We start from the raw sequence: 24,614 nt of genomic DNA on the forward strand, positions 1-24,614 counted from the left end.
AGGGATTCAACAACGTGGCAACGCTTCGGGTATTCGACACCGGCAGAGCAGAGCGGGCGCAGGTAACGGACGTGCCCGCCATGAAACAGATCATCGACTACTACGCCAAGCAGAACCGCATGCTCTTCCGTTCGCTGGCAGAGCTCTACGGCGGCATTCGCGACTACGTGGTCTGGCGGCAAGACGGCAAGGTGGCAGGCTGCTGCGCGTTGCACGTCATGTGGAAAGACCTGGCCGAGGTGCGCGGTTTGGCCGTGCTACCGGAATTCCAGGGCCAAGGCATTGGTCGTCAGCTTGTGGACGCCTGCGTGGCGGAAGCGGGGGAACTGGGCATCAAGACGGTGTTCACCCTCACGCTGGAGCCGACATTCTTTACGAAGTGCGGCTTCCGGCAGGTTGAACGGGATACCCTGTCCATCAAGGTATGGCAAGAGTGCTACCGCTGTCCCAAGTTCTCCAAGTGTGACGAGATCGCGATGATCCGCACGCTGCAGGAGTGATATCGCTTGTTGGCCGGCCGCGACGAGAGGCAGTTCTTGTGGCAAGAACAATAGGCAACGTCAAGGCGTCCCACGGCCAACCTTCACAATTGCGTATTTCAATTTGCGTCCTTTGGCGCCGTGCATTGCTATGGGAGTGAGCGCGCTAACAGGGTCGCAAACAAGATGTGAAAGTGAATGTGTAGCGAGAGTTGCGGAAGAGGAGGGTCTGAGAGATGGCACTGACGCGTCGATCGCTTCTTGGTTTGATTGGGGGCGTGCCGCTGGCGGCAAGTATCGCGTCCGGTTGCGGCTTCTTTGGGGACTTGGTTGGAGGGGATTCCGGCGATAAAACGGTAAACGTAGCCGTCTTCCTCCCCCAGGGAGAAGGAGCTAATTTCCAGGCCGCGCAGGCCGGTAACATCCTTGCCAGCCTCCAAACCGCCGCTAACGAAATCAACGATCAGAATCTCGGATTCCAAATGGAGGTAAAGCTGACGGTCGTGCCGCCGGGGCCCGTCTTTAATTTTGCCGCCTTCTTTGGCACGAGCGACGCAAACGCGGAGCCCACGCCGACCCCTTTCAGTCCGATTGCCGAAACGCTAAACGAGGCGGCGGCAAGCGGACAGTTGGCCAGCGGCGACCCGCTGCCGGACGTCTTGATGATCAGCAATATGAACGAGTTACCGCTCCTCTACCAGGAAGGCATCATCGAACCGTTCGAGCAGGCAACCAGAGTAGAAGGCAGTATCGATCTCTCGGCATTTGCGCCCGGCGCCTTGGAAGCGGTGAGTTGGCAGGGGCAAGCCCTCGTTCTGCCGCTCTCCAGTTCCATCAACACACTTACGTACGATTCAGAGCTCTTTGCGGATGCGGGTGTTGGCACACCCGGCAACGAATGGACGTGGCTCGATATGATCGAGGCGGGTAAGCGCCTCACCTACAGCGACGACACAGGAGCGCAGTGGGGGACATATGCGCATGCTTCAGTCCCGCTACTCTTGAGCCTTATCTGGAGTCACGGCGGCGAGGTGTTCGGCTCCCAAGGCGGAGACGTGCGCATTGCCGAACCGGAGGCAATCAAGGGCATAGAGCTTTGGCGCGATATGATTACGTTCCATCAAATTGCGCCAAATCCGCCGCAAGGCACCTTCGCCTTCCTACGCGCCGGTCGCGACGGCATGGAAGTGGTCAGCTTCGACCAACTGCCCCAGAGAGGCGGCGGCGGTGGCGGCGTTCGGCCCAGCGAAACGGCGCGCCTGGCTACTGCCGTACGCTCAGGCGGGGGGCAGGGACTTGGCCCGGAGCGCATTCATGCCGCGGCCATGCCGGTGGATGCACGGCAGGCAACGTGGGTATCACCGGTGGCAGGACTGGGCGTCGGCGCGCAAGCGAAAGACACCGGCCTGGCAGCGCAGGCGGCAGTGGTGCTGGCGCGGGAACTCTCGCAGTTGCCCGTTACGTTCTTCGGCTATCCAGTCTACAACGTCTCCGGTGAACGCATCAAGCAGGTGAGGCCGAGTCTGAGGATTGAAGACGCCACGATTATTTCCGACGCTCTCGGCTATAGCCGGGGCGTGCCTCCCCTGCTTTCGCCGTACTTGCAGTCGCTCTTCCAGCAGCATCTCATGGCGCCGGTCTTGAGCGGTGAGAGAAATGTGGCCGACGCGGCGCACCAGTTGTCGATAGCCATGCAGGAAATGCTGCGGCAATAAACTCCGGATCACTGGTGGACCAGTGATCCGACACGAGCCAGGCAAGGTCTGGCTTTGCTTCCCTCAAGAGTGGGGCAGCCGCTGTAGATTCGTGATTTGGCAAATCCTCATAACGCGACGTGCACCCGGAATACTGTTAGAAGGTGAGCGACCGTGAGGTCCTACTAAAGAGGACCCGCGGCCTGCGCTTCGCCAATGCTTCGACAGCGCCCATGTTGTGCCTGTCGAAGCATTAGCTCTTAAGGGTCTTGCGGCTCCCAACCGAATCGAACGAGCGGTGATTGCGCACACTACCGATCGGGCACTCAATTCGACTCAGCGAATTTCGACCATACAATGCCTTTCAATGCCACGGGTGCGATGGATAGCAATGTGGTGGCAAGTCTACCTTGCAGCGGCCTGAATTGGCCCAGTGTTGCCGATTGCGCCGTATCCCGCCGGAAAGCGATGGCGCGAATCGTCGCTAAGGCATGTTCAAAGTCCCTTCGTCGTCACATTTACCTTCACATTCTCTTGACAATTGAGCAGTAGCATGGGGATGAGTTGGCAAGCGCCGCGCGGCGCGCGGGTTGCCCTTCGGGGCTTGATTGCCCAGAGTGCTGCTGGAGAGTGTCGGTAAGTTCACTCGTCATCTTGTGGTTCGCCATCTGCGCGCAAGCAAACCAAGACGTAAGCGTGGGGCGCAAATGGGCTTTCATCGTGAGGAACTTTTGAATTCCACAAGACGAGCGGCAGCAGAGGTTGCTTTACATAGGACACGTGTAGCGCGAAAGATTGCAAAATGAGAGGTATGTGATGGCGATGACGCGTCGTTCGTTTCTTGGCCTGGTCGGTGGCGTGCCGGTAGTGGCAAGTCTCGCCGCCGGCTGCGGTTTTTTTGACGGCCTAGTGGGCGGAGATTCCGGAGACAAGACGGTAAACGTTGCGGTTTTTCTGCCCCAGGGGCAGGGGGCCAACTTTCAAGCTGCACAAGCCGGCAACATCCTTGCCAGCCTCCAGTCCGCTGCCAATGAGATTAACGATCAGAATCTTGGCTTCCAAATGGAGGTCAACCTAACGGTCGTGCCCCCGGGGCCGAACCCTAACTTTGGCGCCTTCTTTGGCGCTGCTGCTAACGCTGAACCGACGCCGACCCCGTTCAGCCCGATTGCCGAAACACTCAATGACGCGGCTGCGAGCGGGGAGTTGGCCGGTGGGACCCCATTCCCAGACTTGCTGTTGATCAGCAACATGAATGAGCTGCCGCTGCTTTACGATGAAGGCGTCATCGAGCCGTTTGAGCAGGCCACGCGGGTGGAAGGCAGCATCGATCTGTCGGACTTCGCTCCCGGTGCGATGGAATCGGTCCGTTGGCAAGGGCAAGCCCTTGCCTTGCCGCTTTCCAGCACTATCAATACGCTCACCTATGATGCGGACCTCTTGGCCAACGACGGTGTGGCGGCGCCGGACGGTGGGTGGACCTGGCCCGAGATGATCGAGGCAGGCAAGCGCCTCACCTACAGCAACGAATCGGGTTCCCAATGGGGTACCTATGCGCATGCCTCGGTGCCGATGTTGCTCAGCATGATTTGGAGCCACGGCGGCGAGGTGTTTGACGCCCAGAATGGCGCCGTGCGGCTGGCTGAACCAAATGCCGTCAAAGCCATCGAGCTCTGGCGGGATATGATTGTCGTACACAACATTGCGCCAAATCCGCCGGAGGGCACTTTTGCCTTCATGCGCGCGAATCGCAATGGCATGCAGGTAGTCTCCTTCGACCAAGCACCCGGCGGCGGCGGGGGCCGTGGCGGTGGCGGCGGCGGAGGAGGCGCGCAGCCCAGCGATACGGCGCGCTTGGCGACTGCCGTGCGCTCCGGCGGGAACCAAGGACTAGGTTCGGAGCAGATCCATGCCGCGCCGTTGCCGACGGACTTAGGGCAGGCGACGTGGGTTTCCCCTGTGGCCGGGCTGAGCGTGGGGGCGCAGGCCAAGGATACTGGCCTGGCAGCGCAGGCGGCGCTGGTGCTATCCCGAGAACTCGCGCAACTGCCGGTTACGTTCTTTGGCTATCCGGTTTACAGCGTAACGGGCGATCGGATTAAGCAGGTGAGGCCAAGCCTAAGAATAGAGGACGCCAATATCATCGCAGATGCCCTCGGCTATAGTCGAGGCATTCCGCCCTTGATCGCCCCCTATCTACAGTCACTCTTCCAACAGCATCTCATGGCGCCGGTCCTGAGCGGTCAGACCACGGTATCCGATGCTGCCGAAGAGCTGTCATTCGCGCTCCAGGAAATGCTGCGGCAGTAAGCGGAAGTCTGTCTTGGGTGTTTTCTAGATGTCTTCGGCACTACCCTGCCCGAGATTCGAGGTCCGCGGTCAACTTACAAGGGAACGCATTCCCACCCAACAACCGGAGTCCGCAAGACTTTGTGCGCTCAGTGCGAGTCTCGAGCACTGTACTTTGCGGTATTTGCCAACCGATGGCGTTCTGATGGATTGGAGATTGCACCAATCGGGTATGCTGCTCCCGTGCAAGCAACTGCATAGACCCTGGCAATTAGAGGATGCGCCTGACGGGCTTTCTGTGCCTTGAAAGCGTTTGAGTGTGGTTGAGAATCTCATGCAATTTGAAGGGAAATTGGTTTTGGAACGAGAACAGACTGCCGATTGGAAACTTGCCTCGGAGAGAACCAGACCCCATACCAGGCTGGCTCGGTACGCCTTAGCGATCGTATTCGCAGTGGGAATCGTACTTGGCGCGGCGTGTGGGGGTGACGATTCAGAATCAGGAGCAGCAGACACAACTACAAACCAGACTGCTGCCACTGCGGCACCTTCCGAGAGCTCAACAGAGAGTGAAGCAACTGCTGCACCCTCTGAAACCCCAGCGGCGCCTGCGGAAACCCCGGCTACGACCGCAGCCACACTCTCAGCAAATGACGCCAGCATCGCCGAATTAACGGCTGCCTTCGAAGCAGCAGGGATTAGCAACGCAAGGAGATGGGCACGCGAAGTGGACGAGTACCGCCCCTATGAGACGGACGATACGGAGTACAAGAAGCTGCGCGGAGAACTCGCTAAATACAATCCGGCTCCCGGCGTGGTGGACGCAATCATTGCGCTCCTGCACCTGCCATGAGGCAGCTCATCCGCCGCAATGGAAAGATCGACGGATTACGCGCTGTGCTCTTGGCGCTCGTGTTGCTGGGAGTCTTTGGCACCGCGGGAGAGTTGGCGTTGGAACGGCATTGGCACGACTGGATCCAGATCCTGCCTTGGATCGCCGTGGGTGGAATCTGCGTCGGCCTAGCGGCTCTCTCCATTCGTACGACACCGGCGACTATCTGGCTGGCGCGCGCACTGGCGGCGCTGGCCGTCGCCTTTGCACTGGTGGGGATCTGGCAGCACTTGGCAGCGAACTATGACACCGCGCCGCTGGACTACCGCTACACCGACATATGGGAAACAATGACACGCCTTGAACGCTGGTGGGCGGTGTTGAGCGGCGCGGTCGGCCCGGCGCCTCTGCTGGCCTCCGGCATCTTGCTCCAGGTCGGCGTGGCATTCGCGGCATTAACCGGCGGCCTGGATCGGACCTCGCGGTAGGTTAGGTAAATGTACTTGGCCCACCCAGTTCTTGTACGACCTCTCGGAAGGTGAACGCAGCCGAACAAATTCCCATGGAAGACCGTTGAATAACCCTTGCCGGCGCTGGAAGGTCCCCTCTCCCGGCGGAGACCTTTGCATTACCCTCGCCGGGACGGAAAAGTCCCCTCTCCCGGCGGGAGAGGGTTAGGGTGAGGGGGAAATTCCCGCAATCCGGGAGCTCCATTCCCGTTATTGCACTCTTGCGTATCGGTCTTGCCGGTAAAGAGGATGGGGTAAGCAGAAATCCCCTCACCCCAGCGCTCTCCCCAAGGAGATCTTTGCGAAACCTAAGCGGAAGCGAGTGTGTTCCCTCTCCCTCGACGGGAGAGGGCTAGGGTGAGGGTGAGGGTGAATCTCCTGAAATCTCTCCATATGCACACCGATTCTGCCTGATATATCTTGACACTACTCAGCGTAAAGGGCCATTGTAGCAAAGAGATCCCCTCACCCCGACCCTCTCCCCCAGGAGAGGGAGTGCCCCTGATTGAAAATGGGGTTATGCAAAGGTCTCCCAAGGAGAGGGAGTAAGCTCTTGCGCCTCCGGCCGGGGGTTACGCAAGGAATTCCATGGGGCGCCAGGAGACCTTGCAGACCGCTGGGAGAGCGTGCGGAATTCTCTCACACGTTTTCACTCCGCTACGGTCACCTCTTCCAGCGGCTGCACGTTGCCGAATACCGGTGCGGGACCGTCCGTGGTCGCTGCCCAGCGTACGGCATTGCCAATCACGTGGCGCACCTCATCTTGGTAGAACGTGGGGAAGGTTTCGTGTCCGGGGCGGAAGTAGAAGACCTTGCCGCGTCCGCGATGGTAGCAACAGCCGCTGCGGAAGACCTCGCCGCCCGGAAACCAGCTAATGAAGACGAGCTTGTCCGGCTCCGGGATGTCGAAGAACTCGCCGTACATCTCTTCGTGGGGAATGTCGATGTACTGCCCTACGCCCACCGCAATGGGGTGGCTGGGATCAACCACCCAAAGGCGTTCATTCTCGCCGATCTCCCGCCACTTCAGATTGCACGTGGTGCCCATGAGTTTCTTGAAGATCTTGGAGAAGTGGCTGGAATGCAAGCAGATGAGCCCCATGCCGTCCAGCACGCGCGCGTGCACGCGGTCGACGATTTCGTCCTCTACGGCGGCATGTGCCTGATGTCCCCACCAGATGAGTACGTCGGTGCCTGCAAGCACATCTTCCGTGAGCCCGTGTTCCGGCTCATCCAGGGTGGCAGTCTGTACGGAGAAGCCCGGTTGTTCCTCTAAGTAGTCGGCAATGGCGCGGTGGATGCCTCGCGGATACACCTGCCTGATATGTTCGTCTGCCTTCTCATGGCGAAATTCGTTCCATACCGTGACTCTGACCGGCTGCGACATTTGCATTACTCCCTCACCAAAACGGCAAGTTCTTGAAAGTTACGCACGTACACACACTTATGCTTTACCTCAACCACACCGACCCGCGCCAATTCGCCGAGGGTTTGCGTGACCGTGGAGCGCAACGCCCCAATACTATCGCCGATTTCCTCGTGCGTGAAGCCCCGTACCTCCTGGGACTTCGGGTCCAGGTGTGTGAGGAGAAACGCTGCCACACGGGCGCGCACCGAACTAAACGCAAGGCGTGCCAACTGGTCCTCAAGCGCCCTGAGCCGATCCCCAATTACCTTGAAGAAACGCAGCCCGACGTCAGGCCGCTGGCGCAGGAGGTTTTCCATTTCAGCCCGCGACATGACGCACACGAGGCTGGGGGTAACTGTTTCGGCAAAGCAGCCGTGCATGCTCTGGCCCAGCAGACCCATTTCACCGAACACGCTGCCCATGAAAACTCGGCGAATGCTCAGGCGTTTGCCTTCCTCGCTTAGCCGATAAATGTCGACGGCACCCATCTTGAGAATGTAGAGGCTTTCACTTCTGTCATCCGGCGTATACACTATCGTGTTCTTCGAATAAGAATACATCGGCAAGTGGCCGAAGAGCCGCTCAAGTTCGGTCTTTGACAGATCGCGAAAGAGGTCTACGTGAACGAGATAGCGCATTACGAGCGCCGTACGCTCGTCCTTGCTCATGATTGGCGTGCTCTTCTTGGAAGGGAGCACTTTGCTCAAGACGCTCACGGCATCCCCCAGCGAGCTTGTCGTCCAGAGAACAGTCTTGCCCTATGCGGTACAATAACATCATACACAACCTTTAGCAGGAACACCCAAAACAGGGAGGAATATACATGCCCAAGAGTTTGTCCGTACTGCGGAGGAGCTTCGTCTTGATGAGCGTCGCGCTCATTGGGTCAATGCTGCTCTTGGCGGGGTGCGGCGGCGAAGAAGCCGAGGATATGTCCGCCGATGCCCCGGAGGCCAACGGAGCCGCTATCATTGAGTATCTGAATTCGGCTGATTATCAGAACGCCTGGCAGCATCTGCCCGGCGTTGAGCCCTTGTATACCGGCCAGGACCCGCACGGCGCCTTGCTGAGCACGTACTTCAACGCGATCGCTCTAAAGGCGATTACCGACAAGACGGGGAGTGTTCCTGAAGGCGGCATAGTCCTGAAGGAGAACTACATGCCTGACGGTACGCTGGCAGCTATTACTGTGATGTATAAGCCGGCTGGCTACGAGAATCCTGACGCAAACGGCTGGTTCTTCTTGAAGTACGCGCCTGATGGAGCAATTGAGGTCGAGGGCATGGTGCAAGGCTGCACAGAGTGCCACAGCGACGTGAGCGACAACGACTTTCTCTTCTCGGCAGACGTGAAGTAGATTATCCAAGCACCTGGGTGTCGAGTCTGTAGGCCGAGCCTTCCCGAATGAATCCATACACAACGCCTGTGGGTAGCACACCCACAGGCGTTGTGTATGCTGTTAAGCAGCCATACCAAGTGGCTGCTAACATCACCTCTATATCAAGCGTGGCACGGTCCGCCTTGTGCAACCTGGCAATAATGGTAAGAACTCATCTATGGGGCAGACTCTAACCGCAGCGAATCCCCCGCAAGGGCAATGCAACGGACTGCATTCGACACTGCCTTCTGGAGTGGCGATCTGGACATCATCAACGACATGGTGCAAGAAAGAGGAGCGCTGGCAGATGTGTGAAAGAAAACAGAATTTCTTGCAAGTGTATCGAAGAACGGTGCTTCTCAGTACAGAAGGGTTACGAATCACATAGCAGAGAGAATTCTTGAGTCTGTAGACACAATTGGCACTCATACGTGGTATCCTCAAGTTAGGATGCGCTGTGAATTAGGGGGTGATAGCGATGGGCCAAAACCGTCAGCCCAACGAGGGGAAGTTCAAGGAACTCCTCATCTACATCGCTTTGTGTTCGGAGGGCGATGACTCTTTCGGCGCAGTCAAGCTGAATAAGCTGCTATTCCTCTCGGACTTTCTTGCTTATCTTCGGCTTGGCAAGGCTATGACGTGGTTTGAATATCAGGCACTACCAAATGGGCCAGCGCCAACCAAGCTTGTGCCGATACGAGAGGAACTCATGCAAGAGGGTGCTATAGCGGAGAGGCAGGAAAGCTACTTTGGGTATAACCAATACCGCATACTTGCTTTACGCAGACCTAATCTCAAGCTGTTCTTGCCAGAGGAAGTAGACATAGTTCGTCAGGTAATCGATCACTGGTGGGGCAGGAATGCCAGTGAAATTAGCGACTTTTCCCATAGAATTCTCGGATGGCGGCTTGCAAGTCAGGGAGAGACGATCCCCTATGGTTCTGCGCTGATTGGTTCTCGCAAACCCTCGAAACGGGAGATGGAACACGGCCTTGGATTAGCTGACCACGCAGCAAGCCTACTCTTCTAAGATACATGCCAGCATACCGTGATATTGTCCGCACAGAACGGTTCGAACGCGAACTACGAGAGATTGAAGAGAATCCACGGCGTGCCGATGAATTCACTGAAGCCGTCGAATGGGCGCTGGCGCGAGACCCTAGTTCCGGAACTCAAATCGAAGACGATCCCCCCATTTGGTTTATCCCGATGGCCGACACTCTTGACGATAGTACTGTAGCAATCTTCTATACATTTGACGATCAAGTAGTGTGGCTGATCTCGATTCTAAAGTCACATTTGTACGAGATTTTCTGATACTTGCCTCTTCGGCATTCTCCGTCTGACCATACGGAGAGTTGGCATATACGACGCTCGCTAAATAACATCCCTTTGAATTTCAGCCGCCAGATCAGCGAGCGGTGGCTTCCTTGTTCAGCCGTGTGAAGAACTGCTTCATGAGCAGTCTGGCGGCTTGCAGCATGAGACGCTGGCCGACGCGGGCCAGGGTGCCGCCGGCTTGACCGTCGCCGGCAACGTGGATGATGGTCTCGCCTGCCTTCTCTTCGGATAGGGTGAAGCTGCCCTCGCCTTTCACAAAGCCCGGGCCGCCCTTGCCTTCCACGATCATGCGGTAGCCGTGGGGCGGGTCGCGGTCAGCCACGGACACCGTACCTTGGTAGCGGCCCTTGATGCCGGCCACGCCCACGTTCAGGGTCGCCGCGTAGGTGTCCTCGCCGGTCGGCTCCAGCTTCTCGCAGCCGGGGATGCACGCCGCCAACACGTCGGGGTCCTGCAGCAGCTCCCAGACGCGGTCTTGCTCCGCTTTGATCGTGAATGTGCCTTCTACCTTCATGCGCTATTCCCTTGTGCGGTGTGTGTGGCGTCTTGCTACCCCAATCATACCGCCAACCGTGATCGGCATCCTAATCCCAAGGGTGACTCCCAAGATGCAGTTGGCCGCAAAGGGTGTCTGAAAACTGCACGGTGAAAGCGGGGGACAAGCCCCCACGCTACGGTCTATGGGCAAGTCTGAGTTGCCCATCATTGAGAGTTCTGCTCGCACACTCTGGATTCCTCGCTGCGCTCGGAATTGTAAATGTCAGGTATTTCGTTGACAGATTCGGCACGAGTATTCGGTGGTTCTGTCGTCGTGAGCGACCACGACACCTGTCATTCCGAACGGAGCGCAGCGAAGTGTCGCTCTTAGCGCGGAATCTAGAGTGCTGAAGCCAGTGTACTGTGTGAAGCATGGACCCTAGATTCCGCGAACAGGGTTCGACGCTTCGCTCGGAATGACATGTACGTTCGACACAGTCCAGTGAGTAGAAGTTTTTGTCAGCGAATTACTCAACGCTTACAGGAATGACACGAACTGTAAATGCGCTGTGTGCAAGTGCGGCCGTTTGGGAGATAGACACGTGTGCAATCGTGGTGCAATTGGTATACTAGATCAAGAATTTTGCGTCTTTGACGAAGTCAGCGCCTTTGACGAAGTCGGAGTCTGCGACGAAGTCGACGCATGCAGATACGCTCTGCGTAGGGGGATAGACGTATGCCCAATGAGATTTCCGTAACCATAAACGGCACTCGCCATGCGAGCAGTGTCGAATCGCGCATGTTGCTCGTGCACTACCTGCGTGACGAACTGGGTCTCACCGGTACGCACGTGGGGTGCGACACCAGTCAATGCGGCGCGTGCACGGTGATAGTGGACGGGGCCGCCGTCAAGAGTTGCACGGTTCTGGCCGTGCAAGCTGATGGCAGCGAGGTGACCACGATTGAAGGCCTGGCCCAGGACGGCGAACTCCACCCGGTGCAAGAAGGCTTCTGGGAAGAGCACGGGTTGCAGTGCGGCTTCTGCACGCCGGGCATCATCATGACCCTCCACCAGGTCTTGGAAGAAGAGCCCGATCCCAGCGAGGATGAGATTCGCCACAAGCTGGCGGGCAACATCTGCCGCTGCACCGGCTATCAGAACATCGTGAAAGCGGCGCAATTCGCCGCCCGGCGGATGCAGGAAGCGTAGCCGGTGAGAGACGCTTTGCGGCGTCCAGGGCAGTGCGCAGTGGGTGCCGGGAAGTGCGTGAGGTTCAAAAAGGTAGCGCACTGAATGACGACAGGCATTCTGGAATTCATTAGAGTGGCCTCCGCCATTGCGGGATTGATGCAGGAATGAGTCCAGCCATCAGGCAAACGGTATTGCAGAGAATTCCCAAGTAGACGGCGTTGGCCGGGTGCGTAAGTAAAGGAGCGAGGCGATGATCGCGGGCCAAGTATCGAAATTGATCGGTTCGCGCGTGAAGCGCAAGGAGGACCCTCGTCTCATTACCGGCGAGGGCAAGTACACCGATGACGTCATCCTGCCGGGTATGGCGTTCTTTGCCGTGCTGCGCAGTCCGTATGCTCACGCGCGCATAAACAGCATAGATACGTCGGCGGCTGCGGACCACTCCGGTGTGTTGGCTGTCATGACCGGCGCGGAAATCAACGAGCGCTGCAGCGAGCCGTTCCCCCTCTTTGCCATCTTGGAGGGCATGCAGTATCCCGAGCGCTGGCCGATGGCGGCGACGAAAGCCAACTACGTGGGCGAGCCGGTGGCCGCCGTAGTCGCCAGTTCGCGGGCGGCGGCGCGGGACGCGCTTGATCTCATCGAAGTTGATTACGATCCGCTGCCCGTCGTGACGGACATGGAGTCCGCAGTAGATGCAGACGCGCCCGTTATCTTTGAGGAAATGGGCTCCAATCTCTGTTACGAAGCCACCGATCAGGCAGGCGATCCCGACCGCGCGTTTGCCGAGGCCGACGGCGTGGTGGAGGCCCGCATGGAGCAGCCCCGCCTCATTCCCAATCCCATGGAGCCGCGGGCGACCGTGGCGGACTATGAGCGCAGCAGCGGCAACGCGACGTTGTGGGTCACCACACAGAACCCGCACATCGAGCGCATGGTCGTGGCACAGATGCTTGGCATGCCGGAGAACAAGCTGCGCGTGGTCGCCATCGACGTGGGCGGCGGCTTTGGCTGCAAGATTAATACGTACTCTGAATCGCTTATTGCCATTATCCTCGCCCAGGAAGTCAACCGGCCGGTGAAGTGGGCGGAAGACCGCACCGAGCATTTCGTCTCCACCAGTCACGGCCGGGGCCAGGCGCAGTACGTGCAGGCCGCCTACAAGAAAGACGGCACCCTGCTCGGCATGAAGCTGAAGATCTACGCCGATCTCGGCGCGTACGCCCAGGTGATCTCCCACGTCATTCCCACGCTCACGCCTTCACTGGCGCCGGGTGTCTACGCGTGCCGCGACATTGGCTGGACCACCATTGGCGTCTTTACGAATAAGATTCCCTATGACGCCTATCGCGGCGCCGGGCGGCCGGAAGCAGCGTACATCATCGAACGGGTCATGGACCTGATCGCCGATGCCACGGGCAAAGACCCGGTAGCCGTGCGGCGCAAGAACTTCATTCCCAAGGACTCCTTCCCCTACGAAACGCCAACCGGCATGATCTATGACTCCGCCGACTATGATGCGGCGCTGGACAAAGCGCTGGACATCGCGGGGTACGACGACCTGCGCGCCGAGCAAAAGGCCGCGCGCAAGGACGGCAAGCTTATGGGCATTGGCGTGACCGTGACCACCGAGGTCTGCGGGTTCGGCCCCGCCGCCGCCATGGGCGGCTTGGGCGGGTTCGAAAGTGCCACCGTGCGCGTCGATCCCATGGGCAAGGTAACCGTCCTTACGGGTGCGTCGCCCCACGGCCAGGGCGAGGAGACCTCGTTCGCGCAGATTGTGGCCGACGACCTCGGCGTTGCCTTCGAAGACGTGGAGGTCATACACGGCGATACAGCCATAGTTGCCAGGGGTGTCGGCACCTTCGGCAGCCGCACGCTGGTGGTTGGCGGTACGGCGATCCTCAAGGCCAACGAACAGATTAAGGATAAAGCCAAGCGCATCGCCACGGCCCTCTTGGAAAACAAGCTCGAGGATACGCTGGACCCGACGGTGGTGACGCTGGAGGACGGCTTGTTCTCGGTGCAGGACATGCCGGACCAATATGTGACCTGGGCCGAGGTAGGGTCTGAAGCCTACGACGGTCAGTTGCTGCCGGAAGACGAGCAACCCGGCTTGGAGGCGGTGTCCTTCTGGGAGCCGCCGGGACTCACGTTCCCCTTCAGCGCGCACATTGCCGTGATTGAGATCGACCAGGACACCGGTGAAGTTTCTTTGAAACGCTATGTTTCCGTAGACGACTGCGGTACGGTGATCAATCCCACGCTCGTGGAAGGGCAGATCCACGGCGGCCTGGCGCAAGGCATCGGCCAGGCGCTGCTGGAGCAAGCAGTCTGGGACGACGAGGGCCAGCTTGTGTCCGGTTCGCTCATGGACTACGCCATGCCGTTCGCCCAGGAATTCCCCATGTTCGAGCTTGACCGCACGGTGACGCCGAGCCCGGTGAACCCGCTGGGCGCCAAGGGTATCGGCGAGATGGCAACCATCTCCGCCACGCCGACCGTTGCCAACGCAGTCATCGATGCGCTCTCGCACCTTGGTGTGACCCACGTGGACATACCGATGACGGCGGAACGCATCTGGCGGGTACTGCAAACACATGGCCGTAGCCGGAGAGGAGGACGCTCATGATCCCCCAAGCATTTGATTACTTCGCACCGACTTCCGTTGCCGACGCCCTGCGGCTGCTGCGGCAGCACGGGGACGAGGCGAAACTGCTGGCGGGCGGCCACAGCCTGCTGCCCATCATGAAACTGCGCCTATCCACGCCGCAGTGCCTGATCGACCTGGGCAAGATTTCCGAGCTGCGCTTCATCGGCGAGGCCGACGACGGCTGCCTGGCGATTGGCGCCATGTCGACCTACCACGACATCAAAAACTCGGCGCTGGTGCAGGAGCGCGTGCCCGCTCTGGCGGCAGCCGCCGGTGAAGTAGGCGACGTGCAGGTGCAGAACAAAGGCACCATCGGCGGTAGCTTGGCCCACGCCGACCCGGCGGGCGACTTCCCCGCCTTGGCGCTGGCGCTGAATTTCGAACTGGTCACCGCGACGGCCCGCTCCGGCCGCACCATCGCCATCGATCGCTTCTTCCGCGACCTGCTGACCACGGCGCTGCGGCCCAACGAGATACTGACTGAAGTCCACATTCCGGCGTTACCGGCCGGCACCGGCGTTTCGTACCAGAAGCTGCCGAATAAGGCCTCCCACTACGCTGTAGTGGGCGTAGCGGCGGCGATCACGGTTGGGGACGACGGTGTCTGCACGGAAGCGCGCATCGGCGTGACCGGCGCCGGTCCCACGGCCGTCCGGGCGCGCAACACGGAGCGCATCCTCAAGGGCAAGCACATCGACGCGGCAGTGATCCGCCGCGCCGCCAAACGCGCAGCCGCCAACATCGAGGACCTCAACGACGACCTCCACGCGTCAGCCGACTACCGCGAACACCTGACGACGGTCTTCGCCGCGCGGGCAATTGAGGAGGCGCTATCGCGGGCCGGGTAAAGAAAACTTTACCGAGAGGCGGTCTCACCACTGCCAGGCTGTGATGCTTGAGAAGAGTTGAGAGTCCGCGTCAAATGAACTCTGTAGACGGTGTAGGGGCACGATATATCGTGCCCCTACGTTTGTAACCGTACCAGGAGCCTACTATGGATGCCTGCGAAGATGAGATTGAGCAGGTGGACGTCCGCGCCAAGTGGCCGGATGAGGCGCTCGACTTCACCCCCTGGCTCGCCGAAAACCTCCACATGCTGGGCGATGCGATCGGATTGAAACTGGAATTCGTCCAGAGGGAGGTGAAGGTGGGACCATACTACCTGGACATCAAGGCGAAAGAGGTCGACGGCAGCGCGATAGTAGCCATCGAGAACCAGCTAGAGATGACCGACCTGCACCATCTCGGGCAACTGCTCACTTATGCGACCGGATGCGAGGCGCAGACCGCAATTTGGGTCGCACCGTACTTTGGCTACGAGCATGCGCAGGCCCTGCACCGACTCAACGAATGGACGAAAGACAGCATCCGGTTCTACGGCGCCAAGGTCGAGGTCATCAAGCAGGCTGGTGGCGACCCTTCGCCTCGGTTCCGCAAGGTCGTGTGGCCCGGAGGCTGGTGCAAAGAGGCCACACTCCCACCGGGTGAGATAGACCCACAAAAAATGAAGTACGATGAGTTCTTTCGGCCACTACTTGCTATGCTGCATGGCAAGTACTTTGAAGAGAAGCCGGTCTTTTTCTTTGGTCACACCGGCCGGATGTTTTGCTCTAACCTCAACCCGGGCATCAGATATGCGGTGGAAATGAACAGAGACAGCGCCTGGGTGATACTTAACATCTACATGAATGAAAAAGAGTCCACTAAGGGCATATTCGACACCTTGGTAGTCGACCGGGCGGCGATTGAACAGAGTATCGACGCTGATCCCGCGCCAGACTGGCATTGGTTAAGGCATAAGAACCAGAATTTTTCCTCCATCTGCATGAGGAGAGATGGGTCCATAGACGATCCTCCTGAGAAGCTGGAGGAAACCAGAGCGTGGATGCTTGATCTCCTTCCCAAGTTTAAGGATGTCTTTCATCCGCGTCTCACAGACATATTGGATTCCACATAACCATCGGAGACCCAGTCGGTTGCAATCGACTCTATCCGACAGATGCAGTGTCCACGGCCTCTCGGTAGGGGCACGATGTATCGTGCCCCTACATTTGTGAATTAGCTATGTCATTGAAGCCGGTTCTCGTCTCCTGGTCGTCGGGAAAAGACTCCGCTTGGGCGTTGCACGTGCTGCGCCAAGAGCCGGAGCGGTACGACGTGCGGGGAATCTTCACCACCGTGACGCCGCATTTCGACCGTGTGGCGATTCAGGCCACGCCGGTGCCGGTGCTGCGTGTGCAGGCGGAACGGCTGGGTCTGCCGCTCTACGAGATTCCCATCCCCTACCCCTGCTCCAACGAAGAATACGAAGCGGCGATGACCGCTTTCCTCGATATGGTGCGCGACTTGCCGTCGCATTTGACAGCCAAGACCTTCGCCTTTGGCGACCTCTTCCTCGAAGACATCCGCGCCTACCGCGAATCCAAGCTGGCAGGCACAGGGTTCGAGGCCATCTTCCCTGTCTGGGGCATGCCGACGGCGGAATTAGCACAGACCATGTTGCAATCTGGGCTGAAGGCCATCGTAACGGCAGTGAGCCCAACCTCCAAGCTCGACCGCAACTTTGCCGGTCGCTGGTTCGATCAGTCGTTCTTGAACGATCTGCCCGAGGGCACGGACCCGCTCGGCGAGAACGGCGAGTTTCACACCTGCGTCGTGGCCGGCCCCATGCTCAGCCAACCCATCGCCGCGCGACCCGGCACAATCGTCGGCCGGCCGGTGAGCCGCAATCACGACGGCACCGGCGGCACGGTCACCGCCTGGTACGCGGACGTGGCATTGCAGGATGATTAGGGCATACGTCCGGCGAGGGATGGTGAGACAAAGTAGCGCAACGGACCGCAGTAGAAAATGCCTTGCCGAGAACGTAGGGGCACGATAAATCGTGCCCCTACACCATTTAACCAAAAAAGCGCCGGCGACATGCCGGCGCTCGTTACTGGAATGGGCGGGTACAGGCAACGGCTTGCGCGTGGCCTTCACGCGGGCGCCAGCGGCAGATCGAGAAACGCCGCGAAGGTTTCTAGATACGTTTCGCCGCCGGCGTAATGCACGTCGTTGTGGTCCGCGCCGCGGACGATATAGAGCTGCTTGGGCTCGTTGGCGACGGCGTAGAGCCTGTCGGCGTGTTGTGACGGGACGGTGCGATCGCGGTCCCCGTGGACAATGAGCACAGGCGCATGGACGGAGGCGAGGTGGTCGTGGTTGCTGTAGCGCGTGTAGAGCAGCGGGCCCAGGGGCAGGAACGGGAATTGCACCCGCGCCATGTCCGGCGTGGACATAAACGTGGATTCCAGAATCAGCCGGTAGGGCGCATCTTCAGTAGCGAGGTGCGATGCCACCGCGCCGCCGAGCGACCTGCCGTAGTAGACAATACGGTCGGGGTTGACATCGTCGCGGCTCTGCAAAAAGGCGAGGGCATCCCGGGCGTCCTGGTAGAGGCCGGGCTCCGACGGTCTGCCGCTGCTCTGGCCATATCCGCGATAGTCAAATATGAAGAACCCGACGCCCAGCCGCTCGTGCAGCAGCTTGATGAATTCCACCCGCCCGGGGTGCGAAAGATTGCTGGCATTGCCGTGAAACCAGAGGATGGTCACGTCCGTGCGGCCGGGGACGTACCAGCCATGCAGCCGCCCCTCCTCCCCAAAACGAACTTCCTCATAGGCAAGGCCGAAGTCTGCGGGGGTTGTATAGGTCTGATAATCGGGAAAATAGATGAAGGCGTCTTCCAACCGCATGACCCGCGCCAGCACGACGAGCCCGGCCAGAAGGACCACTACGATGAGAAAGCCTGTGCCCATATTCCGCATTGTCTTTATGAATGAAACAAGGATTGGCATACAGCTATAGAATCATCATACTAGAGGAGGATAGACGTGGTGCTCTTGTGCGGCGGATTGCGGAGACTAGGGCAGCGCAATCCCTCTTCAATCCGGCGTGGTGTGCGGAAGGCAGTGGAACTGTGAATCCTGAAGCGGACATGGAATCCAAAGATTGGCGAACCTTACCAGCCTACTCTGTCAGTGAGGCTGCGAAACTGGCGGGTACGACAGCGCCTACCGTGAGACGTTGGATTTGGGGCAACGAAATTGCGCCCGTGTTCGGTAGGCAGTCTGCTTCTGCGGGTCAACCGGCGACAATCTCCTTTCTCATGCTGGCGGAAATCCTCGTGGCCGTTAGGTTCCGGCGCAGAAACATAAAGTTGGAGACAGTGCGCCAGGCGCACACCTTTGCCTGCGATTTTCTCAAAGTGTTACATCCATTCGCCTTCAGCGAATTCGACACCCTTGGCGGCCATATAATGCATGAGTTCTCGCTGCAGACCGGTGAGCCGGCACTGTACCGCGCTCTGGATACAGAAGGCATGCAGGCAGCTTTGCCCATGCCCGTCTTGGAGCGGTTTCTGCAGTTGGACTTCATCGAAGAGCGTGGACTTGCCGCGCGCTGGTTCCCGCTCGGCCGCGACGTGCCCGTCGTCGTGGACCCTCGCTTTGCTGCCGGCCGACCTTCTATCGCGGGCAGTGGAATCCGGGCAGAGACCATTCTAACGCGATTCTTCGAGGGTCATGAGAGCATCAGTGCAATCGCCGATGACTTCGAGCTAGACGACAAGGTGATCGAACTGATCATCCAACACGAGAAGGCCCTTGCGGCGTGATCCTGTTCTTCGATGAGGATATGGGCACGGCCATACCCAGGTTTCTAAGGGGCGCTGATAGGGATGTAGATGTTCGCTGGCTCCGCGCGCAGTTTCCTAACGAGAGTGACCCACGCCGCCAGGACGTAGAGTGGTTAGCGGAGGCGGGACGACAGGGCTGGTTAGTCATCTCGTGCAACAAGCGAATGCTCTCGGTGATATATGAACGCCAAGCGATTCTTCAGCACAAAGTAGGCATTGTCTACTTTGCAAGTGGTCAGGTCGGGCGGCTCCCGATGATGCGCGCGCTTCTCCGCAAATGGGACTGGCTCAAGGCTGCGGACCTATCTGAACCTCGACCGTTTGCCTACTACCTCTATGCCAGCGGTCGGACTCGGCAGCTAAGCCTCGAGACTAGGCGAGTACCGATTCAGGGCCCGGAGTCTGCCGGTGCCAACTGCCCTACCCCCGGTCGGGCTGACAGGGGTATGTAGATGTCATTCCGAGCGCAGCGTCGAACAGGGTTCGCGGAATCTAGGGCCATGCCACATGTCGCAAGAAAGGCTCAGCACCTTAGATTCCGCGCTCTTAGCGACACTTCGCTGCGCTTCGTTCGGAATGACATGTGAAGTCGATTATAGAATACATACCCCTGTCAGCCCCGGTCGGGGATGTGCTGGTTGGCATGCCAGAAGGAATCTTCAGGCACCGGCTCCGGGGACTGCTGCATCGAGTTGAAGTCCTTGAGCGCCGGGCGCACGTCGTCTTCCCAGATGTCCTCAATGTCGGCAAACGTCAGAGTCTTGCGCGTCGGCTGCACACGGTCGTACTCCGCCACAAGTTCGTTAGCGGCTGCGCCGAGGCTTGCCACGATGTCGGCACTCATGCGTTCGCCGGCGCGGCGGTCGGATGCAGTGGCGTCATCGCCCATGGCAAAGTGCGGCCCCGGGGTACCGGCCGGCGGAATGCGGGTGAGGTCCACGCCGCCCGGCGTCACCGCCCACAGCAGCGATGTCTCGCCGCGGCCGGCGTGACCGCCCATGCCCGCATCGTCCTCGAAGCGCGACTCTTCCGTGCCCATGCCAATCGGCATATGGCAGTGCAGCCGGGTCGCCACGTGCCGCTGCATGATCTCCAAGAACACCGGAATGTCCGGGCTATGGGGGCCGGCGTGACCGGAGAAGATGATGGCGCCATGAAAGCCATGGGCGTCCACGGCACGGATGTGGTAGCTCATGTTCTTGAAGAACATCCACGGCGGGATGGACGTGAGCCACGTGCGGTTATTGCCGATGGTGCGGTCCCCCCAGTTGGCGGACGTCCCCGCCTCGTGATTGTGCCAATACGTGGTCGGCATCACGATCCCGCCGTATTGTTCCGCCGCCTGGCGCATATGGCCTTCGGGCCGCAACGCATCACACCCCACCACGTTCTGCGGCCCGTGCGGCTCGCACAACCCATACGGCATGTACACCACCGGAAACGCCGCCACCGCCGCTTCCAACTCATCCCGGAACATCAATTCCCAACGCACTTCTCGCTGTTTCATGATCATAGGCTCCTCGGGGTATGCTAGTTTGTCCTGCTTAATCGGCTTTTTGGTCAGTCACTCCACTATGCGTGTAAAAGCCTGGCAAAGTCCAGAACTACAATTCAGTCCAATCCTCTCGACTATACAAGGTCTGACACCGACCCAATGGTCATATCCGGACGAACTGTGGTCCCGTCCGGCAGCCCTCTACCTTGTGTGTCCACCCACACGGCATAGATGCCCACCTGCTGCGCGCCGCGAATATCGAACTCCAGGTTGTCCCCAACCATCCAAGCATCGGCAGGCTCCGCGCCAAGGGCGCCAAGGGCATGGCGAAATGCTCGCTCGTCCGGCTTGCCGATCCCTAATTCCCCCTCAATTTGGATGTGGTCGAAGTAGCCCGCCAGGAAGAACCGCTCAATCTTGGCTCGCTGCATCTCGGTATTGCCGTTTGTTAGCAGACCCAAGCTAATGTCTGTCATATGGAGCCGCAGCAGCGTAGTGAAGGCTCCTGGAAACGGTCGCATCGCCTCATCCCTGATTTGATTGTACCGCTCAACCATGCGGGTGATGAGCGGCGAATCGGGAACATTGAATGCGTCCAAGGCCCTCAGCAAGATGTCTCGCCTGGCCTGCAACATGTGAAGACGACCCAGGCGCGCACGCTCCATGTCGCTCCAATACCAGTCCCGGGCCTGCAGGACGGCAGGCTGGAGTTCCTCTGCAGTCACGTCTCCCAGACTGGCGGCAAACTCGCGGCAGAGCTGGAGCCACGCCAAATCGGGATCGCTGTAAGAATCAATGATCGTGTCGTCGAGATCGAGAAGAAGTGCTTTGGGCAGATCCTTCATGTGGGCAATTATAGTTGTGCGGACAGGATGAAGCCAGAGGAATGGTAACTACGGTGCGGATTGAGGGCGCGGCGACACGCTGCCTCGGCGTTCGGCTATACTGCACAGAACAGCGCCACTCCAAGCAAGTACGTTTGGGCAAAAATGAAGCGTGTTACGCGAAGGACTTTCCGGTAGTCTTGCAGTATCTGGTGATTTAGCATGGCGCATTCTGCCTGATGAAAGCACCTCGTAGCAAAGCAAGAGAGCATGGTCGACTATGGTTTCCTTAGCGTACGATGACGCAAACAGCGTTTACGATTTTGAGACAGCGGAATTGAAGGGTTCGCTGCGGGCGCAGTCGCCGGATCCGCAGATGGATATTCGGCATGGGATCAGCGATTTGGTGCACAAGCCGAGTGGAGTCTCCATCATTCATCCCAAGTATTCGGCGCTCAATCTGTTTCGGTTGTTCGCGACTCATACGGGTCTGGGGGAACCGCGCCTGTTCGAGCGCACCGTAAGCGTGGACGGCGACACGCTGACCGTGCACTGGGGCCCCGCCGACGAGCACTTTGCCAGCATCGAGGCCGTTTACCAGGTCAAGGAACCCAACCTCATCGACCTGACGATCACGGTCTGCGCCGAGGCGACGTACGAGAGCTACGAGATCTTCCTGTCGAATTACTTCGACCCGCCGCTGCTGGCGCACGTCTACCTGGCGACGGAGCGCTACACGCGCGAGCCGGGGTCTGAAGAGTTGATCGCGCCGCAGGAAAACCCGGTCTTCAAAGGCATGGGGCTGGTGTACACGCGGGATGCCCACGCGGCGCGGCGCTGTGTGGACGGCCGCTGGGAGCGCAAAGAGATGGGACACCCGACGGCGCAGTTTCGCCCCCAGCGTGAGTATGCCGTGCCGGTGGCGTTTCAGGCCGATATGGAGAAGCGCGTGGCTGCAGTGCTGATGTCGCGGCCCGAGGAGTGCTTTGCCGTCACGAGCGGCTACAACACCGACGACCCGGAAGACGCCTGGAAGGTGCAGAACCCGCTTTACCTGTCTCTGTTTGGCAGCGACTTCGTGCCGGGAACGGAGCGTACGGCCCACGTGCGGTTGGCGATTACGGCGCTGGACGACGACATGTCGCAGCCGTTGGCGTTGTACCGGCAGTTTCTGGCGGACGTGGGGTGATGAAGCTGAGGGGGGGGGCAGCGGATTAGCTGAGGCCTCTCGTGGGCCAATTGGGAATTCTGGATTTGACGGCAGGCGACTCCACCGTCACTTCCGCAGGGCTGAACACGAGGAGGAAAGAGAAGATGGATTCCCGTTTTCACGGGAATGACGGACAGATTGGCCTTCTCTTAGTAGCGCGGGGGCTCGTCCCCCGCTCCTGGGTGGGCCTGTGCTCTGTTCGAGGGAAGCATTCTGGAGATAGTCAGTGGGCCGTTGGTCACGTGGTGAAGAGAAGATGGATTCCCGTTTTCACGGGAATGACGGAAGGAAGGCATTTCCTTCGTATTGACGGAGTTGGGCACGCGAAAATGACGAAAATCAATGTTTTCGCTTAGAGATAAGGATTGCAGGGCATGAAAAAGCTACGTATCGCCGTGATTGGCGCGGGGTCGGGGCCGGGTGCGCGGGCGCGGGGGTGGATCGAGACCGTGGCGAAACTCACCGATCACTTTGACCTGTGCGCCATTTGTGACATCAACCCGGCGGTCGCGGAGGAAATCTCGGCAAAGCATGGCGTGAAGCAGTCCTTCACCAACGTCGCCGCTACGCTGGATGAGGCCAAGCCCGATCTGGCGCTCATTTTGGTGCCCACCGACGGTCAGTCGGCGGTCGCCGTGGAAGCCGCCAAGCGCGGCATCAACATCATTACCGAAATTCCTTACGGCATCACCCTGGAAGTCGGCGACGCCATTCGCGACGTGTGCCAGGAGCACGGCGTGGTCTGGGAGATTGCCGAGCAGGTCTGGCTCTGGCCGCAGGAGCAGCTCAAGGCCAAGATCGTCGAGTCCGGCTACATCGGCCAGGTCTCCATGTCACGTCTCTGGTACGCCAGCGGCAGTTACCACGGCTTCAATGCCGTGCGCATGATCCTGCGCGATTCTGCGCGGCGCGTACTGGCCTACGTTACAGAATCGGAGACCGATCAGTACCTCACCTACGGCGGCGAGCAGGCGACGACGGTGGTCTGGGAGGCCATGTGGATCGAGTATATGCGCGGCACGATGTGCCTCTACGAGCGCGCGCCGCGGCCGTTTTCCAAGCACTCCCGGCCCAATCTCTGGGAAGTTGAAGGCTCTAGCGGCCACATTTCTGGCCGCGACGTGGTGCTGCTCGCCGGCGAACCCGATCAGCCGCAGACCATTCGCGAGCAGTATCTACGTGCTGGCGGCGAGCAAGTGCTGGACTATGTGCATCTGGACGGCACCCCCGACCTGCGCTGGGAGAATCCTTACAAGGCCTACCGCGTCGGCGATTTGGACGACGTGGCAAAGTCGGAAATTCTTACGAGCACACACCGATCGATTACGGAAGGCACGCCGGTGCAATACGGTCCGGAGGGTGCCCGCGCCGACCTGGAACTCTCCTTTGTGATGGCGGAAAGCCAGCGCCTGGGCAATACCTGGGTGGACGTGCCACTGCCGGGACCCACGGAACTCTCGAAACGCATCGAGCGCATATTTGTGGAGACGTACGGCCACGATCCCATCGCCGGCAGCCGAGAACTGCTGGATGTGCCGATCAGCCGCTTAGGGGTCTGGTGGCCGGCGGCGCAGTGGCTTTAGGGGTACAATACCCAAGCAAGCTTCCTCTGCTGTCTCTTGAAATCCCTTCGTGGCCTCAATTATCCAATAAGGATTGGCAACCTTTGAAAGGCTGGGCACAACCCGTTTGCCATGCCCTACCATGCCACATCTAAGCTGTGCTATAATGGGAAAAGGCGCACGTTGCACTGCCCATGGAGGGTAGCCCATGAATTCAAGATCCGAAGACTTCGTATCTCTCAAGACTCTTGCGAACGAACTAAATATGGAACGCTCCAACTTGCTCAAATACGTCAAGAGTAAGACATCCATCAATCTCCGAAAGCGTCGGACCGCTGATTCAAGAAATCAGCCTGCCATTGTATTCACACCAGAAGAAGCAGAGTTGATTCGTAAGCAAAGGGAGCGCGAAGGCTATGGATCGACTGCGACAATCCCTACCTCTGACAATGGCGAATTCTACATAATTCAACTTGTGCCAGAACTTGATCCGAATCGCCTTAAGCTTGGATTTGCCGAAAACCTAGCCAACCGGTTGTCACAGCATCGAACCGCTGCTCCTACTGCTACTATTCTAACGTCGTGGCCCTGCA

23 protein-coding genes are annotated in these 24,614 nt (G+C 59.1%); 17 read left to right on the plus strand and 6 right to left on the minus strand.

Annotated elements, in window-relative coordinates:
- Nucleotides 1-14: 14 nt before the first annotated feature.
- The 5 genes from OXE05_05790 to OXE05_05810 all read left to right on the plus strand — a co-directional run bounded on the left by OXE05_05790 (nt 15) and on the right by OXE05_05810 (nt 5,782).
- Nucleotides 15-500: an N-acetyltransferase gene (locus OXE05_05790; GenBank protein ID MCY4436830.1), complete on the plus strand. Its 486-nt coding sequence runs from the start codon at nt 15-17 to the stop codon at nt 498-500.
- A gap of 215 nt (nt 501-715) precedes the next feature.
- Nucleotides 716-2,194, plus strand: a complete 1,479-nt coding sequence (locus tag OXE05_05795; protein MCY4436831.1) for an extracellular solute-binding protein — start codon at nt 716-718, stop codon at nt 2,192-2,194.
- A 795-nt stretch (nt 2,195-2,989) separates the two neighbouring features.
- Nucleotides 2,990-4,483 (plus strand): extracellular solute-binding protein, encoded by a 1,494-nt coding sequence (locus tag OXE05_05800; protein ID MCY4436832.1) that lies wholly within the window; start codon nt 2,990-2,992, stop codon nt 4,481-4,483.
- 337 nt (nt 4,484-4,820) lie between these two features.
- On the plus strand, nt 4,821-5,315 hold the full coding sequence (locus OXE05_05805) for a hypothetical protein (GenBank protein ID MCY4436833.1): 495 nt from the start codon (nt 4,821-4,823) through the stop codon (nt 5,313-5,315).
- Nucleotides 5,312-5,782, plus strand: coding sequence for a hypothetical protein (locus OXE05_05810; GenBank protein MCY4436834.1), 471 nt, complete (start codon nt 5,312-5,314; stop codon nt 5,780-5,782). Before OXE05_05805 ends, OXE05_05810 begins: the two co-directional genes overlap by 4 nt.
- Nucleotides 5,783-6,452: 670 nt before the next feature.
- Here the strand turns inward: OXE05_05810 and OXE05_05815 are convergent.
- A complete protein-coding gene (locus OXE05_05815; protein ID MCY4436835.1) occupies nt 6,453-7,190 on the minus strand; it encodes a ThuA domain-containing protein in 738 nt (245 codons plus the stop codon).
- Between the two features lie 5 nt (nt 7,191-7,195).
- Nucleotides 7,196-7,879, minus strand: coding sequence for a Crp/Fnr family transcriptional regulator (locus OXE05_05820; GenBank protein ID MCY4436836.1), 684 nt, complete (start codon nt 7,877-7,879; stop codon nt 7,196-7,198).
- A 197-nt stretch (nt 7,880-8,076) separates the two neighbouring features.
- Between OXE05_05820 and OXE05_05825 the strand changes: the two genes are divergently transcribed.
- From OXE05_05825 to OXE05_05835, 3 genes are all read left to right on the plus strand, one after another.
- A complete protein-coding gene (locus OXE05_05825) occupies nt 8,077-8,568 on the plus strand; it encodes a cytochrome P460 family protein (GenBank protein ID MCY4436837.1) in 492 nt (163 codons plus the stop codon).
- Between the two features lie 499 nt (nt 8,569-9,067).
- On the plus strand, nt 9,068-9,619 hold the full coding sequence (locus OXE05_05830) for a Panacea domain-containing protein (protein ID MCY4436838.1): 552 nt from the start codon (nt 9,068-9,070) through the stop codon (nt 9,617-9,619).
- 5 nt (nt 9,620-9,624) lie between these two features.
- The gene (locus OXE05_05835; GenBank protein MCY4436839.1) at nt 9,625-9,906 is read left to right on the plus strand and encodes a hypothetical protein; all 282 of its coding nucleotides are present in this window, start codon (nt 9,625-9,627) and stop codon (nt 9,904-9,906) included.
- Between the two features lie 94 nt (nt 9,907-10,000).
- On the opposite strand, the gene OXE05_05840 is transcribed toward OXE05_05835, so the two are convergent.
- Nucleotides 10,001-10,444, minus strand: coding sequence for a carbon monoxide dehydrogenase subunit G (locus OXE05_05840; protein ID MCY4436840.1), 444 nt, complete (start codon nt 10,442-10,444; stop codon nt 10,001-10,003).
- A gap of 699 nt (nt 10,445-11,143) precedes the next feature.
- On the opposite strand from OXE05_05840, the gene OXE05_05845 reads away from it, so the two are divergent.
- The 5 genes from OXE05_05845 (at nt 11,144) to OXE05_05865 (ending at nt 17,045) form a co-directional block, all read left to right on the plus strand.
- Nucleotides 11,144-11,617, plus strand: a complete 474-nt coding sequence (locus OXE05_05845; protein MCY4436841.1) for a (2Fe-2S)-binding protein — start codon at nt 11,144-11,146, stop codon at nt 11,615-11,617.
- Between the two features lie 232 nt (nt 11,618-11,849).
- Nucleotides 11,850-14,231, plus strand: coding sequence for a xanthine dehydrogenase family protein molybdopterin-binding subunit (locus tag OXE05_05850; protein ID MCY4436842.1), 2,382 nt, complete (start codon nt 11,850-11,852; stop codon nt 14,229-14,231).
- Nucleotides 14,228-15,100 carry a xanthine dehydrogenase family protein subunit M gene (locus tag OXE05_05855; GenBank protein ID MCY4436843.1) on the plus strand — a complete coding sequence of 291 codons (873 nt, stop codon included), beginning with the start codon at nt 14,228-14,230 and terminating at the stop codon, nt 15,098-15,100. The genes OXE05_05850 and OXE05_05855 overlap by 4 nt, the downstream gene beginning before the upstream one ends.
- A gap of 146 nt (nt 15,101-15,246) precedes the next feature.
- On the plus strand, nt 15,247-16,209 hold the full coding sequence (locus OXE05_05860) for a DUF4268 domain-containing protein (protein ID MCY4436844.1): 963 nt from the start codon (nt 15,247-15,249) through the stop codon (nt 16,207-16,209).
- Nucleotides 16,210-16,316: 107 nt separating this feature from the next.
- The gene (locus OXE05_05865) at nt 16,317-17,045 is read left to right on the plus strand and encodes an adenine nucleotide alpha hydrolase (protein MCY4436845.1); all 729 of its coding nucleotides are present in this window, start codon (nt 16,317-16,319) and stop codon (nt 17,043-17,045) included.
- Between the two features lie 185 nt (nt 17,046-17,230).
- On the opposite strand, the gene OXE05_05870 is transcribed toward OXE05_05865, so the two are convergent.
- Nucleotides 17,231-18,052 carry an alpha/beta hydrolase gene (locus tag OXE05_05870; protein ID MCY4436846.1) on the minus strand — a complete coding sequence of 274 codons (822 nt, stop codon included), beginning with the start codon at nt 18,050-18,052 and terminating at the stop codon, nt 17,231-17,233.
- A gap of 161 nt (nt 18,053-18,213) precedes the next feature.
- Here OXE05_05870 and OXE05_05875 point away from each other — a divergent pair, with 161 nt between their 5' ends.
- Complete coding sequence (locus OXE05_05875) at nt 18,214-18,909, plus strand: DUF433 domain-containing protein (GenBank protein ID MCY4436847.1); 696 nt, start codon at nt 18,214-18,216, stop codon at nt 18,907-18,909.
- A complete protein-coding gene (locus OXE05_05880; protein ID MCY4436848.1) occupies nt 18,906-19,382 on the plus strand; it encodes a hypothetical protein in 477 nt (158 codons plus the stop codon). Before OXE05_05875 ends, OXE05_05880 begins: the two co-directional genes overlap by 4 nt.
- Nucleotides 19,383-19,543: 161 nt before the next feature.
- Here OXE05_05880 and OXE05_05885 read toward each other — a convergent pair whose 3' ends face one another.
- Nucleotides 19,544-20,437, minus strand: coding sequence for a creatininase family protein (locus tag OXE05_05885; protein ID MCY4436849.1), 894 nt, complete (start codon nt 20,435-20,437; stop codon nt 19,544-19,546).
- Between the two features lie 122 nt (nt 20,438-20,559).
- Complete coding sequence (locus OXE05_05890) at nt 20,560-21,270, minus strand: HAD family hydrolase (GenBank protein ID MCY4436850.1); 711 nt, start codon at nt 21,268-21,270, stop codon at nt 20,560-20,562.
- Between the two features lie 259 nt (nt 21,271-21,529).
- Between OXE05_05890 and OXE05_05895 the strand changes: the two genes are divergently transcribed.
- Complete coding sequence (locus tag OXE05_05895; GenBank protein MCY4436851.1) at nt 21,530-22,438, plus strand: hypothetical protein; 909 nt, start codon at nt 21,530-21,532, stop codon at nt 22,436-22,438.
- A gap of 395 nt (nt 22,439-22,833) precedes the next feature.
- Nucleotides 22,834-24,042, plus strand: a complete 1,209-nt coding sequence (locus tag OXE05_05900; protein ID MCY4436852.1) for a Gfo/Idh/MocA family oxidoreductase — start codon at nt 22,834-22,836, stop codon at nt 24,040-24,042.
- The last annotated feature ends 572 nt before the right edge of the window (nt 24,043-24,614 follow it).

It is taken from the genome of Chloroflexota bacterium, assembly GCA_026710945.1.
Taxonomy (GTDB): Bacteria; Chloroflexota; UBA11872; order VXOZ01; family VXOZ01; genus VXOZ01.

Coding starts and splice junctions, on each gene's coding strand:
- OXE05_05850 (MCY4436842.1), top strand. CDS start 11,850: ATGATCGCGGGCCAAGTATCGAAATTGATCGGTTCGCGCGTGAAGCGC.
- OXE05_05860 (MCY4436844.1), top strand. CDS start 15,247: ATGGATGCCTGCGAAGATGAGATTGAGCAGGTGGACGTCCGCGCCAAG.
- OXE05_05830 (MCY4436838.1), top strand. CDS start 9,068: ATGGGCCAAAACCGTCAGCCCAACGAGGGGAAGTTCAAGGAACTCCTC.
- OXE05_05895 (MCY4436851.1), top strand. CDS start 21,530: ATGGTTTCCTTAGCGTACGATGACGCAAACAGCGTTTACGATTTTGAG.
- OXE05_05815 (MCY4436835.1), bottom strand. CDS start 7,190: ATGTCGCAGCCGGTCAGAGTCACGGTATGGAACGAATTTCGCCATGAG.
- OXE05_05800 (MCY4436832.1), top strand. CDS start 2,990: ATGGCGATGACGCGTCGTTCGTTTCTTGGCCTGGTCGGTGGCGTGCCG.
- OXE05_05835 (MCY4436839.1), top strand. CDS start 9,625: ATGCCAGCATACCGTGATATTGTCCGCACAGAACGGTTCGAACGCGAA.
- OXE05_05885 (MCY4436849.1), bottom strand. CDS start 20,437: ATGAAACAGCGAGAAGTGCGTTGGGAATTGATGTTCCGGGATGAGTTG.
- OXE05_05795 (MCY4436831.1), top strand. CDS start 716: ATGGCACTGACGCGTCGATCGCTTCTTGGTTTGATTGGGGGCGTGCCG.
- OXE05_05855 (MCY4436843.1), top strand. CDS start 14,228: ATGATCCCCCAAGCATTTGATTACTTCGCACCGACTTCCGTTGCCGAC.
- OXE05_05810 (MCY4436834.1), top strand. CDS start 5,312: ATGAGGCAGCTCATCCGCCGCAATGGAAAGATCGACGGATTACGCGCT.
- OXE05_05900 (MCY4436852.1), top strand. CDS start 22,834: ATGAAAAAGCTACGTATCGCCGTGATTGGCGCGGGGTCGGGGCCGGGT.
- OXE05_05890 (MCY4436850.1), bottom strand. CDS start 21,270: ATGAAGGATCTGCCCAAAGCACTTCTTCTCGATCTCGACGACACGATC.
- OXE05_05845 (MCY4436841.1), top strand. CDS start 11,144: ATGCCCAATGAGATTTCCGTAACCATAAACGGCACTCGCCATGCGAGC.
- OXE05_05840 (MCY4436840.1), bottom strand. CDS start 10,444: ATGAAGGTAGAAGGCACATTCACGATCAAAGCGGAGCAAGACCGCGTC.
- OXE05_05820 (MCY4436836.1), bottom strand. CDS start 7,879: ATGAGCAAGGACGAGCGTACGGCGCTCGTAATGCGCTATCTCGTTCAC.
- OXE05_05870 (MCY4436846.1), bottom strand. CDS start 18,052: ATGGGCACAGGCTTTCTCATCGTAGTGGTCCTTCTGGCCGGGCTCGTC.
- OXE05_05825 (MCY4436837.1), top strand. CDS start 8,077: ATGAGCGTCGCGCTCATTGGGTCAATGCTGCTCTTGGCGGGGTGCGGC.
- OXE05_05865 (MCY4436845.1), top strand. CDS start 16,317: ATGTCATTGAAGCCGGTTCTCGTCTCCTGGTCGTCGGGAAAAGACTCC.